At 53.2% G+C, this 16,469-nt stretch carries 8 protein-coding genes; 5 read left to right on the forward strand and 3 right to left on the reverse strand.

Going from position 1 to position 16,469, the window contains the following annotated elements; all coding sequences use genetic code 11:
* Nucleotides 1-539 precede the first annotated feature (539 nt).
* Complete coding sequence (gspB, locus tag J5069_RS08945; protein ID WP_264643478.1) at nt 540-1,076, forward strand: type II secretion system assembly factor GspB; 537 nt, start codon at nt 540-542, stop codon at nt 1,074-1,076.
* A 26-nt stretch (nt 1,077-1,102) separates the two neighbouring features.
* Here gspB and gspS read toward each other — a convergent pair whose 3' ends face one another.
* On the reverse strand, nt 1,103-1,504 hold the full coding sequence (gspS, locus tag J5069_RS08950) for a type II secretion system pilot lipoprotein GspS (protein ID WP_264643479.1): 402 nt from the start codon (nt 1,502-1,504) through the stop codon (nt 1,103-1,105).
* A gap of 167 nt (nt 1,505-1,671) precedes the next feature.
* On the reverse strand, nt 1,672-2,898 hold the full coding sequence (gene alaC / locus J5069_RS08955) for an alanine transaminase (RefSeq protein WP_264643480.1): 1,227 nt from the start codon (nt 2,896-2,898) through the stop codon (nt 1,672-1,674).
* Nucleotides 2,899-3,562: 664 nt separating this feature from the next.
* On the opposite strand from alaC, the gene dgcN reads away from it, so the two are divergent.
* From dgcN to J5069_RS08970, 3 genes are all read left to right on the forward strand, one after another.
* Complete coding sequence (dgcN, locus tag J5069_RS08960; protein WP_264643481.1) at nt 3,563-4,564, forward strand: N-acetyltransferase DgcN; 1,002 nt, start codon at nt 3,563-3,565, stop codon at nt 4,562-4,564.
* Nucleotides 4,561-5,541 carry an N-acetyl-D-Glu racemase DgcA gene (gene dgcA, locus J5069_RS08965; protein WP_264643482.1) on the forward strand — a complete coding sequence of 327 codons (981 nt, stop codon included), beginning with the start codon at nt 4,561-4,563 and terminating at the stop codon, nt 5,539-5,541. The genes dgcN and dgcA overlap by 4 nt, the downstream gene beginning before the upstream one ends.
* Nucleotides 5,542-5,610: 69 nt before the next feature.
* Nucleotides 5,611-6,471 (forward strand): D-amino-acid transaminase, encoded by an 861-nt coding sequence (locus J5069_RS08970; RefSeq protein ID WP_264643483.1) that lies wholly within the window; start codon nt 5,611-5,613, stop codon nt 6,469-6,471.
* A 194-nt stretch (nt 6,472-6,665) separates the two neighbouring features.
* Here the strand turns inward: J5069_RS08970 and J5069_RS08975 are convergent, their stop codons facing one another.
* Nucleotides 6,666-9,104 (reverse strand): DUF3772 domain-containing protein, encoded by a 2,439-nt coding sequence (locus J5069_RS08975; RefSeq protein ID WP_413542223.1) that lies wholly within the window; start codon nt 9,102-9,104, stop codon nt 6,666-6,668.
* A gap of 559 nt (nt 9,105-9,663) precedes the next feature.
* Here J5069_RS08975 and J5069_RS08980 point away from each other — a divergent pair.
* A complete protein-coding gene (locus J5069_RS08980) occupies nt 9,664-16,395 on the forward strand; it encodes an autotransporter-associated beta strand repeat-containing protein (RefSeq protein ID WP_264643485.1) in 6,732 nt (2,243 codons plus the stop codon).
* The last annotated feature ends 74 nt before the right edge of the window (nt 16,396-16,469 follow it).

The following is a 16,469-nucleotide window of genomic DNA, read 5'->3' on the forward strand; positions in this document are numbered from 1 at the left end:
TGTGACAAAAAAAGGCAACATAATGCCCTGCGGCTTTTTTTCACCGCATATAAAAATTATTCTTTAGATTCTTTGATATATTTTAATTATTTAGATAAAAAAACACCCTGACCAAGGGTCACCATGGCTTGTAGTTGTTAAATTTTATTTAACGTAAAAATTACTTACATTTTTACATGCAAATTTTTCACATCATTTATTGACCGCCATGTAGAAAATCACACAAAAGAAACGATATACCTTTATTAATAAAACACTATTTCATTAGCGGAGTCATTAAAGCATATCTGCGCCTTTTTTTTGAGACTGAGTTCAAGGTTTCATTAGTAGTGCAAAGGTAAATTATGACTTTTTCATGAAATCCAATTTCCGTCACAGAACCATCAGGTAAAAGCATTTAGCGCTGTTAATTTGCCATAAAATCGGGCATGTAAAGAAACCCTCAAGCCACATCTGTTGTGCATGCCGCCGTTGTCGCCCGTCTCGCATCTTGCCTGACGCGCAGCGGCACATGTTGACTGTAATAAGGAAAATCCCTCGTGGAACCGATAGCCAGCCCTCGCCTTGCGCCACGTATGCCCCTGACAGCGACCTATGCGATGCCGGGATATCTGTTGGCGACCTATGCGTTATTGCTGCTATCACTGGGGTGGTTTGCTCACCAACGCTGGATAGAAAGGCCCACGAGCGTTGTGGCATCGGCCACCCCAGCGCAACCGCACAGCGAAAATCCACCGAGCGAGAATACGCCGCCATTGGCACCCGCCGTTGCCCCGCCGCCGCCGCCAGCCGATCCGGCCCCCTCCCCAACGGTAACGCCAAAACCGGCCAAAGTAGAGAAGGGTCAGGTGCCGCCGCTGAGTTACAGCGCGCACGTGTTCACCTCGGATCCGTCCCGGCGCAGCGTGACGCTCAATGGGGTGCGTTATCAGGAAGGAGAGAGTCCGATGGAAGGGTTGGTTATCGAACAGATTCAGCAGGACATCACGTTATTCGATGCCAACGGCGAGATTTTCATTCTGGATGCGCTGTCCGACTGGCCGGGCGGCGATATCAAAGAGGTGGGCGCTGAGTAGCGCCCGGCGACGTAATGAGAAGCGTATTACCTGAAATCTTTTCTGATGAAGTCAAGAAACGGGGCCAGTGAGCGGTTGAACTCTGAACACTGCGCCTCTTTAGGCGTGCCATCCTGCAATAACCCTTGATACAGGTTTTCGCTGCGCGCGGCCAACGGCGTGAAATGAGCAGTGCTCCACCCTTTTTGCTGCGCCACGGCCAACGCGGCGCGTTGAAGCGTACCATCATCAGGAATATCACTGCGACTACATTGGGATTTCAAATAACGGCTTGCCGCCACCAACGACGCAATTTGATTCAGTTGTTCGGCGGTACTGACTGAAGACACCGACGATACCGGCGTACTGGAGCGCGTCGGTGCCTGGCAACCGACCAGCGTAATGCACAACAAGGTGACTGCTGAAAACGTCAACAAAGGGGACCGCATGACTACTCTCATCTTTTGTTGTAATGAAAACCGGAGGAGGAGTGTAGCAAAACCGCCCGCGAGATGGCGTAACGCCAAACCCACTTTGCTCACAAAATGAAAAAAAAGAGACGGGATGCGCAAAGGAAGCTCCCCGGCTGACACCGGGGAGAAAGAGGACAGGACTGTCAGGCTACCGATGATTTTCCGGCAGAGAGAAGCCCATCAGCACGAAACATGGCCTTGATACCGCGCACCGCCTGACGAATACGATCCTGATTTTCAATCAACGCGAAGCGAACGTGCGTATCGCCGTAATCACCAAAACCGATGCCGGGAGAGACGCACACTTTTGCCTCCGCCAGCAACCGTTTGGCAAATTCCAGTGAGCCAAGATGCGCATAAGGTTCAGGGATCTTCGCCCAGACGTACATGGACGCTTTGGGTTCATCCACCATCCATCCCGCTTCATGTAGCCCTTTTACCAACACATTACGGCGTTGACGGTATTGCTCGGCAATATCGCGCACGCACTGCTGATCCCCTTCCAGTGCCGCAATGGCGGCGACTTGCAACGGCGTAAAGGTGCCGTAGTCGTGATAACTTTTAATGCGCGCCAGTGCATTGACCAGCTCTTTATTGCCCACCATAAAGCCGATGCGCCACCCAGCCATGTTGTAACTCTTGGACAAGGTAAAGAATTCAACGGCGATATCCTTCGCACCTGGGACTTGCATGATCGACGGGGCTTTCCAACCGTCGTACACGATGTCAGCATAGGCCAAATCATGTATCACTAGCACGTTATACTGCTTCGCCAGCGCCACTACGCGCTCGAAGAAATCCAGCTCAACACACTGCGCGGTTGGGTTTGAAGGGAAGCCCAGAATCATCATTTTGGGTTTGGGAATACTTTCGCGGATGGCTCTTTCCAGTTCGTTGAAGAAATCAACGCCCTCCACCAGCGGCACAGAACGCACTTGTGCGCCCGCGATCACCGCGCCGTAAATATGAATGGGGTAGCTGGGATTCGGTACCAACACCGTGTCACCGTGATCCAGCGTTGCCAGCATCAGGTGTGCCAACCCCTCTTTGGAGCCAATGGTGACAATGGCTTCACTTTCCGGATCGATCTCAACGCCATAGCGTTCGTCATACCAACGCGAAATGGCCCGGCGTAAACGCGGAATACCGCGTGATGTGGAATAGCCGTGGGTATCATCCCGCTGTGCTACCGTACACAGTTTCTCGACGATGTGCGGCGGTGTCGGCCCATCCGGGTTACCCATACTGAAGTCAATGATGTCCTCGCCACGACGACGGGCGGCCATTTTCAGCTCAGCGGTAATGTTAAATACATACGGGGGAAGACGATCGATGCGCGCAAAGCGGCGCGGAGAATTGGAATCAGCCATAACATCCTCAAGATACGTGAGCGCCCGGACCATCCGAGCGACGCTTAGCCCTTGTGGGCTAATGGTTACGCTATCGTAGAAATTGTTGGCTGTCGAGAGTGCGAACAAGAAAAATGTAAAGTGAGATCGCCTATCACCAAATTTTATGCTGACATTTGCCATAACCCTTCACGGTTCAGCATATTGTTTCAAAGCATCGCAGATATTTCCCATTACTTTTTTTTGTTATCAACGCGATGGTATGAGTAACCTGAATAAGGCTCCAATAGCCGTTGAAAAATAATGACGCACTGCATTATTAGTGGGCCCAACTTTATGGCATTGCGCCAAAATGAAGCAGACAATAAAAAGTAAAAACCACTTAAAAAACAACAAAATAAAAAGAATAAGAAAACAGTATGGCCGTGCTTTTTTATAAAAAACCGAGGAAATAACAAAATAACGCACAACGCAGACCAAAAAACCAACTTAAAAAGCAATCACTTTATTTAATCGCCAAAAAAACCCACCACTACGACATATTACTCTAAAAACATCGCCATATTGACAATAAAAAGCCTATGAATATTATCAAAGGTAATCAGCTGTTATCCAGATAACAATCACTGACGCGCCTGATAGCGATTTATCATTTATTACGTCAAAATTTTAATGAGGAACAATAATGGATATCAAAAAGCCCTATTTGCTTTTTCTTGGTGATGCGCACGATCAGTTAGCCGCCAAGGTCGCTATCGGCATCAAGCAGTGGCACCCCGAATATTGTGTGGGTCAATACCGCATGGCGGACTGCCACGCGGATTGCGGCCTGCCCGATCTGGATATCGCCGCAGCACGCGCCGCCGGAGCACAAACCCTGGTGATTGGCGTGGCCAACCGTGGCGGCATTATCTCTCAACAGTGGATCGCCATTCTGCGTGAAGCGTTGGAAAGCGGTATGGATCTCGCCGCCGGGCTGCACAACAAACTTGCTGACGTGCCTGAATTGCGCGAGCTGGCGGCGAAACTGGGGCGTTCGTTGTTTGACGTGCGCCATCCAACGGAAACCTACCCGGTGGCAAACGGCCGCAAGCGCAGCGGCAAACGCCTGTTGCCCGTCGGCACCGATTGCTCCTGTGGCAAAATGTACACGGCGCTGGCTATCGAAAAAGAGATTCTGGCAAGCGGCGGCAAAGCAACGTTCCGCGCAACCGGCCAGACCGGCATTCTGATCAGCGGTGCGGGCGTCAGTATTGATGCTGTGGTTTCTGACTTTATCGCGGGAGCGGTTGAAGTATTGGCACCCGCCAATGATGCGGATCACTGGGATGTGATTGAAGGTCAGGGCTCACTGTTCCATCCGTCCTTTGCGGGCGTGACCACCGGGATTATTCACGGTGCACAACCGGATGCGCTGGTACTGTGCCATGAGCCGACACGCAAAACCATGCGTGGCGTTGACTACCCGATCCCCGATCTGGCGGCCTGCATGGCGCTCAACCTGTCAATGGCGCGGCTGACTAACCCTAACGCCCGCTTTGTGGGCATCTCGGTAAATACTTCCGCGCTGGATGAGGACGCCGCCCTCTCTCTGCTGGCAACCATTGAAGCCGAATTCGGCCTGCCGGCGGTTGATCCGGTGCGTCACGGTGTGGGCCGTATCGTTGAAGCGTTGGCCAGCCTATGACCGAACTTACCTTATCTCGTGAAAGCTGGCCGCTGCGTGAAGTGTTTACCATTTCGCGCGGTAGCAAACGACAGGCCGATGTGGTGGTTGCCGCCCTCCGCGCCGGTGAGATTACCGGCTACGGTGAGTGCCTGCCTTACGCGCGCTACGGTGAATCGGTCGAGAGCGTCACTGAGCAAATCGCATCGCTTGAGAGCGACTTGCGCAACGGGCTGGACAGACTCACGCTGCAATCTCGCTTGCCTGCGGGAGCCGCACGCAACGCGCTCGACTGCGCCCTGTGGGATTTGGAGTGCAAGCTGTATCGTCAGCGCATCTGGCAACGGCTCACTGTGCCGACGCCTCACACGCTGGAAACCGCCTATACCCTGTCGCTGGACACGCCAGAGCACATGCGCCAGGCGGCAGAGAAGCAGGCACACCGCCCGTTGCTGAAGCTGAAGCTGGCCGATCGGCACGATCTGGAACGGGTCGCCGCCGTGCGGGCGGGTGCCCCCTCAGCGCGCCTGATCGTGGATGCCAACGAAGGATGGGATGAAGCGCTTTACACCCATCTGGTGCCGGAGCTGGTCAAACTCGGCGTTACCATGATTGAGCAACCGATGCCCGCCGGAAAAGATGAAGCGCTGGCATCGCTGCCCCGCCCCATCCCGATCTGTGCCGATGAATCCTGTCACGACAGCCATTCGCTGGCTGCACTGGTGGGGCGCTACGACATGATTAACATCAAACTGGATAAAGCTGGCGGCTTAACCGAAGCGCTGCGTCTGCGTGATGAAGCAGTCAAGCTCGGGCTAAAAATTATGGTAGGCTGCATGGTCAGTACGTCGTTGGCGATGGCACCTGCGTTTATCGTGGCGCAGGGGGCTGATGTTGTTGATTTGGATGGTCCGCTGTTGCTGCAACGCGATCGCGATAACGGGCTGGACTACCAAGGCAGCATCATCAACCCGCCTTCAGCCGCGCTCTGGGGTTAGTGCTGATTCGCGTGTGGTCTGACATGCACTTTCACGGTCAGGCCATTTACCTTGTTTAGGAGTGTTGTAATGCAACGTATTGTGTATGTTGACGGTCAGTATGTAGAAGAGCAGGACGCCAAGGTTTCCGTTTTTGACCGCGGTTTTTTGTTCGCCGACGCCGTCTACGAAGTGACTGCGGTCATCAATGGGAAGCTGGCTGAATATGACGGCCACATCACGCGCTTGCAGCGTTCCTGCCGTGAACTGGCACTGCAACTGCCGGTCTCTATTGATGAGTTGAAAAAGGTCCATTTGGCGCTGATCGACAAAAATCAGCTGCACGAAGGGGCTATCTATTTACAACTCAGCCGCGGCAACGCGGGCGATCGCGATTTTCATTTTCCCGGTGCGGAAGTGAAATCCACGCTGGTGCTGTTTACTCAGGCGCGTTCGGTTATCGATAACCCGAAAGCGGAAACCGGCCTGCACGTCGTGACCTGCCCGGACATTCGCTGGCACCGCCGTGATATCAAGACCGTCAGCCTGCTGGCGGCCTGTCTGGCAAAAGAAGTGGCACACAGCAAAGGCGCGGATGACGCGTTTCTGGTGGAAAACGGGTTTATCACCGAAGGCAGTTCCTGTAACTGCTATATCGTGCTGGCCGACAACACCGTGGTAACACGCCAACTGAGCAATGACATTTTGCACGGTATTACCCGTCAGTCACTGCTTGAACTCGCCGCCAGGGACAATATCGCACTGGAAGAACGCCCGTTCACGCCGGAAGAGGCCTACCACGCCAGCGAGATTTTCCTCAGTTCAGCCACCACCTTTGTACTGCCGGTGGTTTCACTGGATGGCAAAACCATCGGCACCGGCAAACCCGGTCCGATCGCCAAACGACTGCGGGAAATCTACATTGCGCGGGTGAAAGCACAGGTCGAGTAACCGCGTTATTCAAACTAACGTCAAAGTCACTTGCCCCCTCGTCATCCTCGGTTTTCCCTCCTCGTCATCCTCGGCGAAAGCCGGGGATCTCTGGCAGAATAAATGCGTTTCGTCTGGCAGAGATTCCCGCCTTCGCGGGAATGACGGGGGTGGCGGGAATCTCGGGGTGGCGGAAATGACGCTGGGCGTTTTTGTTATTCCGGCAACAAGGTATTGTCCGAAGCATTTTCCAGCACCATCTTCTGCGGGGATGCCAGCGGGATGCTGGCAGTACGCAGGCGCTTGATAATTTCAAACAACAAGTCGCTTTTTGCCCCCGCGACCATGCGGGGACTGGGAACATAACCGGTCACACTCAGCACCATCCCGGTCGGCGTAAGCTGGCTAAAGGTTACCGAAGGCGCGGGCGTTTCCAGAATGGACTCATGATCGCCATAAGCACTGAGCAGGATATCCCGAATGATTTCAGGATCGGCATCCAGCGGGAAGGTTAAGGCCAACGTTGCCACCCCCATCGCATTCCCCATGGTGATATTGCGTACGTTTTGCGAGATAAACTGCGAATTCGGCACGATCACCGTGGAGCGATCGCCGAGTTGAATTTCCGTTGCGCGCACATTGATACGCCGGATATCCCCTTCTACCCCACTGATGTTAACCAAATCCCCAACTTTGACCGGACGCTCGGTAAGCAAAATCAGCCCAGAGATAAAGTTTTTAACGATCTCTTGCAGACCAAAACCGATCCCGACCGACAGTGCGCTGACAATCCACGCCAGCTTGTTCCACTGGATCCCTAACGCAGCCAGCGTCAACAGAATAAGCAGGATATAACCGATATTGGTAAACAGGGTGACCAGCGAGGCGCGAATCCCCTTTTCCAGCGTGGTCTTCGGCAGAAAATCATCTTCTAACCAACGCCGGGATGAACGCAACACATAGATGCCAATCACCAGACACGCCGCGGCGTTCACCAGATTGGCCGGGACGATGCTTAATGACTCCAGCCCCTTTCCGCCCCAGATTTCCACCGATTTTTGCAACAACTCGATCGGTGTCGTAGTGCCAAAAGTGCCGTTTAGCAACGCCACGGCACCCATCAGAATCAGAAAGACTTTCCCGCACACCGAGACCAGAGAGGTAGCCTGCGCCAGATGGCGATCGTCCAGATTCAGAGAGCGTTTAATACGTCGTCCGCTGGCGGTATTCGGCGAAAAAATGCTTTCACTGAGATCGGTCACCAGGGTTATCAGCAGATACAGGCAGGAAAGCACCATACCCACCCATATCAGCTCATAAATCAAGAAACGCGCCAGCGAGATATAGCCAATCGCCAGGGAAATCAGCACGGCAATCGCCGTTAGCAACGTAGCCAAATGCACCAGCCCTGACAGCGTGGAGCGCACTTCCGGCTGTTCGCCGGCTTCTACCATCTGCCGTCGCACCTGATTGCTGCGCAGCGCAATGGCTCCGACGGTTAACGCCAGCGCCAATGCAGACAGCCCGTTCCCAACGATGGTGACGGCAACGGAGGTGCCCACCGTGGTGTTAAGCTGTTCAAGCATGCCAAACACAAACATCAGGCTGGCGGCAATAATCGGGAACGGGTCCATCGCCTTGGCAACCGGATTAGCCATGGCAGGCAAACGCCAGGATGGACGGTGATTGGAAAGAAATGCCCGACCCAGCCCGGCAATCATGGCGCTAAACACGGCAAGTCGCACCAGATTATCGAGAAAACTCCCGATGGCGACCGGTATATCGCCAGGGCGCACCAACGTATAGTCCAGCAAATTAGCGGCAAGCCCGATGGTAGTGACGGAAGAGAGCACGGTAGCAGAGGCAAGGAAACTGCGGCGCAATCGCCCTTCCGGCAACCAGCGGATCCCGGCGCGTGCCAGATATTTCTCCAGTAGCCGCTGGCCCGCCGTGGCTAACGCCAGCGCCAACAGCAGATAAAACAGCGTTCCGTACCGCCAGTCGGGCTCCCAGGTCGCACTCAAGGTGTCGCTGAGCTGCGACTGAAATTGCGTCAACCGCTTTTCATCCTCGTCCTGAGACGCCAGCAACGGGGACCAGAAACGCCCCCCCAGAATGCTGCCCGAGTTAAGCGCCAGTTGCGTTTTTAGCGCATTGCGACGCAGCGTAACGATCTGCGCCGAAAGATTGAGGGCACCGGTACGAATCGCCTGAATCTGTTCCAGTTGTGCATCCAGTTTGGTTTTTTGCACATTCAAACTGGCACGTTTACGCGTGACCTCGCTGGTTTCCGTTATCGCCGCACCCGGCTCCGGGGCAGGTCCCAGCACATCCACCTGCGCCTGAAGCTGTGCCTGAAGCGGTGCCAACGCGGTTGCGAGATCGTTGGTGTTGCCGATCAACTGCTGCACGGCGTCATTCAATTCGCCGTATTTACTGTCACTGGCGGCGTTGGAGACCTGCTGCTTGATGCCATCCAACTGCTTTTGCAGTTTGGCGACTTCACTGTCTACATTGATTTTTGCGGCGGCAGCCACATCCACAGGCGTGGTGTTTTCAGCGGCCGTAGCCGGTAGCGAGGTGCACAACAGAGCAAATAATGCGGCAAAAATGACGGGAAGCCATACCTGCACGGCTCGTTGTGGCACTCGCATCAAAAGGTTTCGTTGCATCAATAGGGCTCTTCTCTTGGCAATTGTCAGACCTGCATGTGCTTAATACACAATAGATTGCCGTTGTACGCAAGGGGGATGTGTCAGCGCCGTAACGCCGTATGTGGGCAGATAAGGTTACAGCCTTATGAGTCAAAAGTTATCGACGACTAAGCATAGGGGAAAAAAAGAAAGAGAAATATATCACTCCAAAGAGTGGACTCACATCAATTAATATTGGTACACAACACAACAAGAAGAAACAATTAAGAATTTGATTACACTGAAAATACACTCCCCCATACCATAATCATAAAAACAAAGTGTTAGCAAATTTTTTCTATTAAGGGGCAAAAATAATTTTTGTCATCCTTTTTTAAAAAATCTAGTGGAGTAAACAATGAAAAAGCATTGCTTTGTTCATTTATCCCATCCCCAAAAAAAGCAAAATAATAATATTCGGTTGCTCCCCCAGGATGGAGCAGTGACAATATATAACGTTGTCTTAAAGATGCCTCTATTACGCTTGCTGTTAATCACAGCATTTTGCGTAAACGCCTCAGTGGCTCTCGCTGACGGTTCTGGTGCTGACAACCCTTTCCCGATTGATGGCTACGGAGGCAACGCGGGCGTAGGTGGTGGTGGTGGACGATTTGGCGCAGGGGGGCTGGGTACCGGTGCAGTAGGTTCTGGTGGCGACGGTTTGAGCAATGGGAATGGCGGTGCTGGCAGCGCAGGCCGTGCCGCATCCGGTGGTACGGCCGGGAGTGCGGGCACTGGCGGTGTATCGGGCACATCGATTAATCCTCAAGGAACTGCCGGTGGAAATGGCGGAAACTCCGTGTGCGGTGGCTGTTCGGGACCTATTGGTGCGGGCGGCGGTGGCGGTGGCGGTGATGGCTTGGTTGGTTCAATAAACGGTATTTCTGCCGTTATTCGCGGAGGAAATGGCGGGAACGGGGGTAACGCCACTGATGACGGAGGCAGTGCTGGCGCCGATGGCGGCGGTGGCGGCGGTGCCGGTGCGGGAGCAGTCATTATCGGAGGAGGAACAATGAGTTCCTCAAACAATATCTTCGGGGGCCGAGGGGGAAATGGCGGAAACGCATTTGCTCAAGGCGGTGCCGGGTTAGCTGGTGAGGGTGGTTCCGCGATTCGCGCACAAAACGTTACTCTCAATATCGGAAATCATGCGATTACCGGTGGTAATGGTGGCAATGGCGGTAATGGCGGCACGCCCAGCTTTAACCGGGGAAGGCGTGGCGCGAATGGCGGCGCAGGCATTAACGCGGAGAGCGCCACCATAACTAATAGCGGGACGATCACTGGCGGTAATGCAGGGACGGCAGGCAGTTTCCCCACAAGCGCCCTTCCTGTCGGAGGATTCGGCATTACCGGAAAGAATATCAACATTATTAATAATAACAACATTCAAGGTGGCTTTAATACAGATGGTTTAACCCGGGCAAATTCAGTTTATTTCACCGAAGGCAGCAATAGACTGGAATTGCAATATAATTGGTTTTTTAATGGCAATATTTCTGCTAATTCAGGCACCACTAACACATTCTTATTAGGGGGCACGACCAGCGACCTGGCGACCAACACCGCGGGGGTTCAACAATCGACCATCTTTGATGTCTCGCAATTCGGCAACAAATTCCAAAACTTCTCCAGTTTTTACAAAACCGGCTCAAGTACCTGGAGACTAATAAACACCACAACGGCCAATACGCCATGGACGCTGGCGGCAGGCATTTTGCAAATTGCCGCAGATGGCGCACTGGGTAGCACGGCAGGCACCCTGACACTTGATGGCGGTACGCTGCAATTCACCAGTAACGCCACCTTGTCGGCAGCAAGAGCGGTGAACATCACTGACGCAGACAGTGTTTTTGATACCCAGAATAACGCTGTTACCATCAACAGCACCATCACGGGAAACTCCCTGACCAAAAATGGCAGCGGCGTACTGACGCTTACCGGTGCCAATACCTATAATGGCACCGCCATCAATCAAGGTACCTTGGAGGTAGGCGGCAATGCAGGTTCAATCAGCGGTAATACGTCTGTTGCCAATAATGCATTACTTTCTTTCAACCGCTCCGGCACGCTGACCTACAGTGGCTTGATTTCTGGCGATGGCGCGCTTCGCAACACAGGCACAGGCACCGTCATACTGACGGGAAATAGCACTTATACTGGCGGTACCACGCTCTCTGGCGGCACGTTGCAATTAGGTAATGGCACAACATCAGGTTCCATCACCGGCAACATCATCAATAACGCAACGCTAGCTTTTAACCGCAGCAATGCGATTAACTATAGCGATATTATTTCCGGTAGCGGTGCAATCAGTCAAAACGGTAGTGGCACGACGACGCTGAGTGGCAACAATAGCTATAGCGGCAACACTTCTGTGAGTAATGGCAGCCTGTATATCAACGGTAACCAGACCAGCGCCACCGGAACAACCACAGTCAGTAATGGCGCAACGCTGGGTGGCAATGGCATTATTGGCGGCTCTGTCACCGTGGCGAATGGCGGTATCTTATCACCCGGTGCGGCCTCTGGAAGTGTTGGAACCCTGACAATTAACGGGAATCTCAATCTTAACAACACCTCGGTACTCAACTACACCTTGGGTGAAGCAGGCGTCATCAACGGCAGCAACAATGATTTGACCGTGGTTAACGGCAATCTCACGCTGGATGGTCTACTTAACGTCACTGAAACCGTTCCCGGTGCATTTACCCCAGGTCTTTATCGCCTTATCAATTACAGCGGCACATTAACCAATAACCAACTGAATCTTGGAACTCTCCCTGAGACGAGTGGCATGTTTATTCAGACATCCGTTGCCAATCAAGTCAATTTGATCAACAGCGCAGGACTCACACTGAATTTTTGGGACGGTGGCGCACTGGCCAATAAAAACGACGGCGTTGTTAATGGAGGAAATGGTATCTGGCAGGCTTCTACGCCCGGCAGTAACGATAACTGGACCCTCGATACGGGCACGATTAACACCCACTGGAGCAACGCTGCGTTTGCCATCTTCACGGCGGACCCCGGAATAGTCACCATTGATAACAGTGAAGGACAGGTTATCGCAGCGGGAATGCAGTTTGCGTCAGACGGTTATACCCTCAATGGCGCAGCGCTAACGTTAGTTGAAAGCGAAGCCGGTTCAGGAGAAACCATTATTGAAGTCGGCGATCATACCTCAGCAGGTGCCGGTTATGTTGCCACCATTGATGCCCTGTTGCAGGGGGCAACCACGTTAGTGAAGAGCGATCTGGGCACATTGATATTAAACGGACTCAATACCTATTCCGGCGGTACGGCGATCGAAGGCGGCACTCTGCAAGTCAGTACAGACAGTAACCTCGGTACCTTGGCGAGTAGCCTCAGCATGAACACCGGAACCCTCGCCACAACCGGGAGTTTTTCCTCAACCCGAGCAGTCACGCTGAGCATTGGCGGCGGCACATTTGCTGTAGCACCCACGACGACACTGACACTGAGTGGCGCTATCGGCGGTTCAGGCTCACTCACCAAAGACGGAAGCGGCACGCTGGCACTTACAGGAGCAAGCAACTATACAGGCCAAACCGATATCTTGAACGGTACGCTACAGCTAGGTAACGGTCTTGGCACAGGCTCCATTAGCAGTAATGTTGATATAGACACCAATGGCGTGCTGGCATTCAATCGTAACAACAGCCTCCTGTATGCCGGTATTATTTCGGGTAGCGGTCAGGTCAATCAACGCGGTAGTGGTGTTACCCTCCTGACAGGAGAGAATACTTACACTGGCATCACCACTGTCACTGCCGGAACGCTACAACTCGGTAATAACGGCAGCACCGGCTCAATAGCAAGCGATGTCAATGTGGCGAGCGGTGGCACACTGGCGTTTCAACGCAGCAATTTACTTACCTATGGAGGCAACATCTCAGGTAATGGCGCTGTATCTCAAACCGGTTCAGGAAATACGGTATTAACGGGCAGCAACACCTATCTGGGAGCAACCAACGTCACTGCCGGTGGGCTGTATATCAATGGCGATCAAACCGCAGCCACGGGCATCACCACGGTCAACAACGGCGCCACACTCGGCGGCACCGGTATTATCGGCGGTGATGTCACCATTGTCGACGGCGCTACCCTGTCCCCCGGCGCGGTGGGAGGGATCATTGATAAGCTGACCATCAATGGCAATCTCACGTTGAGCAGTGGTTCAATACTCGATTACAACTTCGGATTACCTTATGAAGTGGGGGGCCCCCTTAACGATCTGGTGGCAGTCAACGGGGATCTGGTTCTGGATGGGACCATCAACGTCACGGCCACGACAGGAGGCTCATTTGGTCCCGGTATCTATCGCGTCATTGATTACACAGGAACGTTGACCAATAACGGCCTGGAGCTCGGTGACATCCCTCCCGGCAGGGTTGAGTATGTGCAAACGTCGGTGGCGAATCAGGTAAACCTGGTGGATACCACTGGTCTGACGCTGAACATGTGGGACGGCGGCGCGGTAGGTAATAAAAATAACGGTGAAGTCAATGGCGGTAGCGGTGTCTGGCAAACCGCTACCGTGGGTAACGATAACTGGACGGTTTCCGATGGCATATTAAACGCCCCCTGGCAGGACGGCGCTTTTGCCATTTTTCAGGCGGAAGCAGGCGCTGTTACGATAGATAATAGCCTGGGTCAGGTTACCTCATCGGGGATGCAGTTCGCCTCTAATGGCTACGTTTTGAATGGCGCTGCGTTGTCGCTGGTAGAAACCGAAACCGGCTCAGGGCAGACCACGGTGCGAGTAGGCAATGGTAGCCTGCCAGGAGCAGCCTACACAGCCACCATTGATGCCATCTTGCAAGGCGACGTGCAGTTGGTGAAAGCCGATCTCGGCACACTGGTACTTAACGGATCCAACACCTATACCGGGGGCACGGCAATCAACGGCGGTACGCTGCGTATCACGAGCGACAGCAACCTTGGTCAGTCCGATGGGGGGTTATCTTTTAATGGAGGTACGCTCGCCACTGACGCTACGATGGCCACATCACGCGCGATCCAATTGAACGCCCTCGGCGGCACAATCGACATCGCCCTCGCCTCCCCGTTAACTACAAGCGGTATTATTTCAGGTGCAGGAACCCTGACCAAAATCGGTACCGGTTTACTTGCACTGACAGGAGAGAACACTTACACCGGAAATACGGCACTTAACCTGGGGACATTACAGATTGGCGATGGCGGCAGCACCGGTTCAATCGTCAGCAATGTGATCAACAAAGCTACGTTGGCGTTTAATCGTAACAACACGCTCGTCTACGATGGCGTTATTTCCGGCACCGGCGTGGTCAACCAAGTGGGTACCGGCTCCACCGTATTGACAGCAAACAATACCTACAGTGGCCTCACCACAATCTCTTCTGGGACTCTGCAACTGGGCAATGGCGGTAGCACAGGCTCACTCGCCAGCAACGTTAACAACAATGGAGTATTTGCATTCAATCGTAGCAATACGTTGATTTTCAACAACACCATCACCGGTAGTGGTTCAGTTGATCAACGAGGCAATGGCACCACCGTTTTAACAGGATCCAATAGCTATCTCGGCAACACGCTGATTTCCGCCGGTACGTTACAACTGGGCAACGGTGGCAGCACGGGCTCAATTCTTGGCAACGTAGAGAATTCGGGCACACTTGCCTTTAATCGCAGTGACGATTATTTCTTTGACGGCCTTATTTCTGGCAGCGGCGGAATACGGCTATTCGGCACCGGTATCGCCACGCTGACGGCCAATAATACCTACTCAGGTTCAACCGTTGTAGAAGCAGGTACACTGCAAGCAGGCGCTCTGAACGTATTCAGCCCAGATTCCATCATCACGGTCGGGCAATCGGCCACGTTGGCACTCGATGGGCTAAGCCAAATCATCGCCGGGCTCAATAATGCTGGCACGGTAAACATGACCGACGGCAGTGGTCCCAGCGCAACGCTGACAGTTAAAGGCGATTATGTTGGGAGTGGCGGGATCATTGTGGTCAATACGCAGCTCAGCGGTGATGCCTCCCCCTCCGATCGCCTGATCATTGATGGCGGTAACGCCTCAGGCAATACTTCACTTCTGGTGAAAACAGGCAATAGTTTGGGTGGGCTGACCAACAAAGGCGTTGCCCTGGTACAAACTGAAAATGGCGGCACGACCAGTGCGAGTGCTTTTCAACTTGATCCCAACTCCGACGGATATAACAGTACAGGAATATTGAACGTTGGCGCGTATAACTACAGTTTAAAACGCGGTGGTGATGGCGGCGAAGCGCAAGATTGGTATTTGGTTTCGCTACTTTCGCCTGTGGTTGGTTCATACCTGCAAGAACGCCAATCGGCGATGGCGATGCATAAACATACGTTGCACGACAGGCAGTGGCAGGTGCCGGGGCAAGAAGATTCGTATACCTGGTTACGCATGGAGGGCTCAATGGTTCAACACGATGGTGTTGATAACCAGGAAACGGAAGACAGGCGCTGGGTGCTACACGGCGGGAGTGACATCGCACGTTTCAGCGACGGGCACGACGGCAGCATTCGGGTTGGGCTGATGGCGCAATATGGCACCAGTTCCGGCAACAGTGAGGATGAGGTATCACGTTCATCCCACAGCGTTAAAGGCTACAGCGCAGGGATCTATAGCACCTGGTTTGCTCACCACGATCCGCAAACCGGCCCCTATATTGATACCTGGTTGATGCATGGGCGATTTGACAACGACGTGACAGGCCAGGGACAGCGTACCGAGAGTTATCGCTCACGCAATACAACAATGTCCATTGAGAGCGGATATAAACTCAAGATGGCTGAATCACCCACGGCACGGTATTACCTGGAGCCACAGGCTCAGATCATTTATTCCCTGTATCGCGCAAAAGATCACACAACGGCCAGCGGCTCCGTAGCATCCGATATGTCTGATAATAATGCCACTACACGTTTGGGGGTCCGGTTTTATGAAGACAGACTGGACAAGAATGGACAAACGTTGATGCAGGGGTTCATAGAAGCCAACTGGTGGCATGGGCCATCATCACAAACCATGCGCATGGATGAAACGACAGTACGGGAACCGATGCCTGCCGATCGGGCCGAATTCAAATTTGGCGTGAAAGGAAATGTGATGCATAACCTGAGTGTGACGGGCGCTGTCGGCGTAGATACCAATATGTCATCTTATAAGGCAGGACGGGTCTCACTCGGTGTGAATTATTCCTGGTAATCGCTCGCCGTTATCATCAGCGGTCATGATAACGGCTTTCCGACATAGCGTACTGAATGATGGACTCGCCAATG

This window comes from Candidatus Symbiopectobacterium sp. NZEC127 (genome assembly GCF_025962675.1).
Classification (GTDB): domain Bacteria; phylum Pseudomonadota; class Gammaproteobacteria; order Enterobacterales; family Enterobacteriaceae; genus Symbiopectobacterium.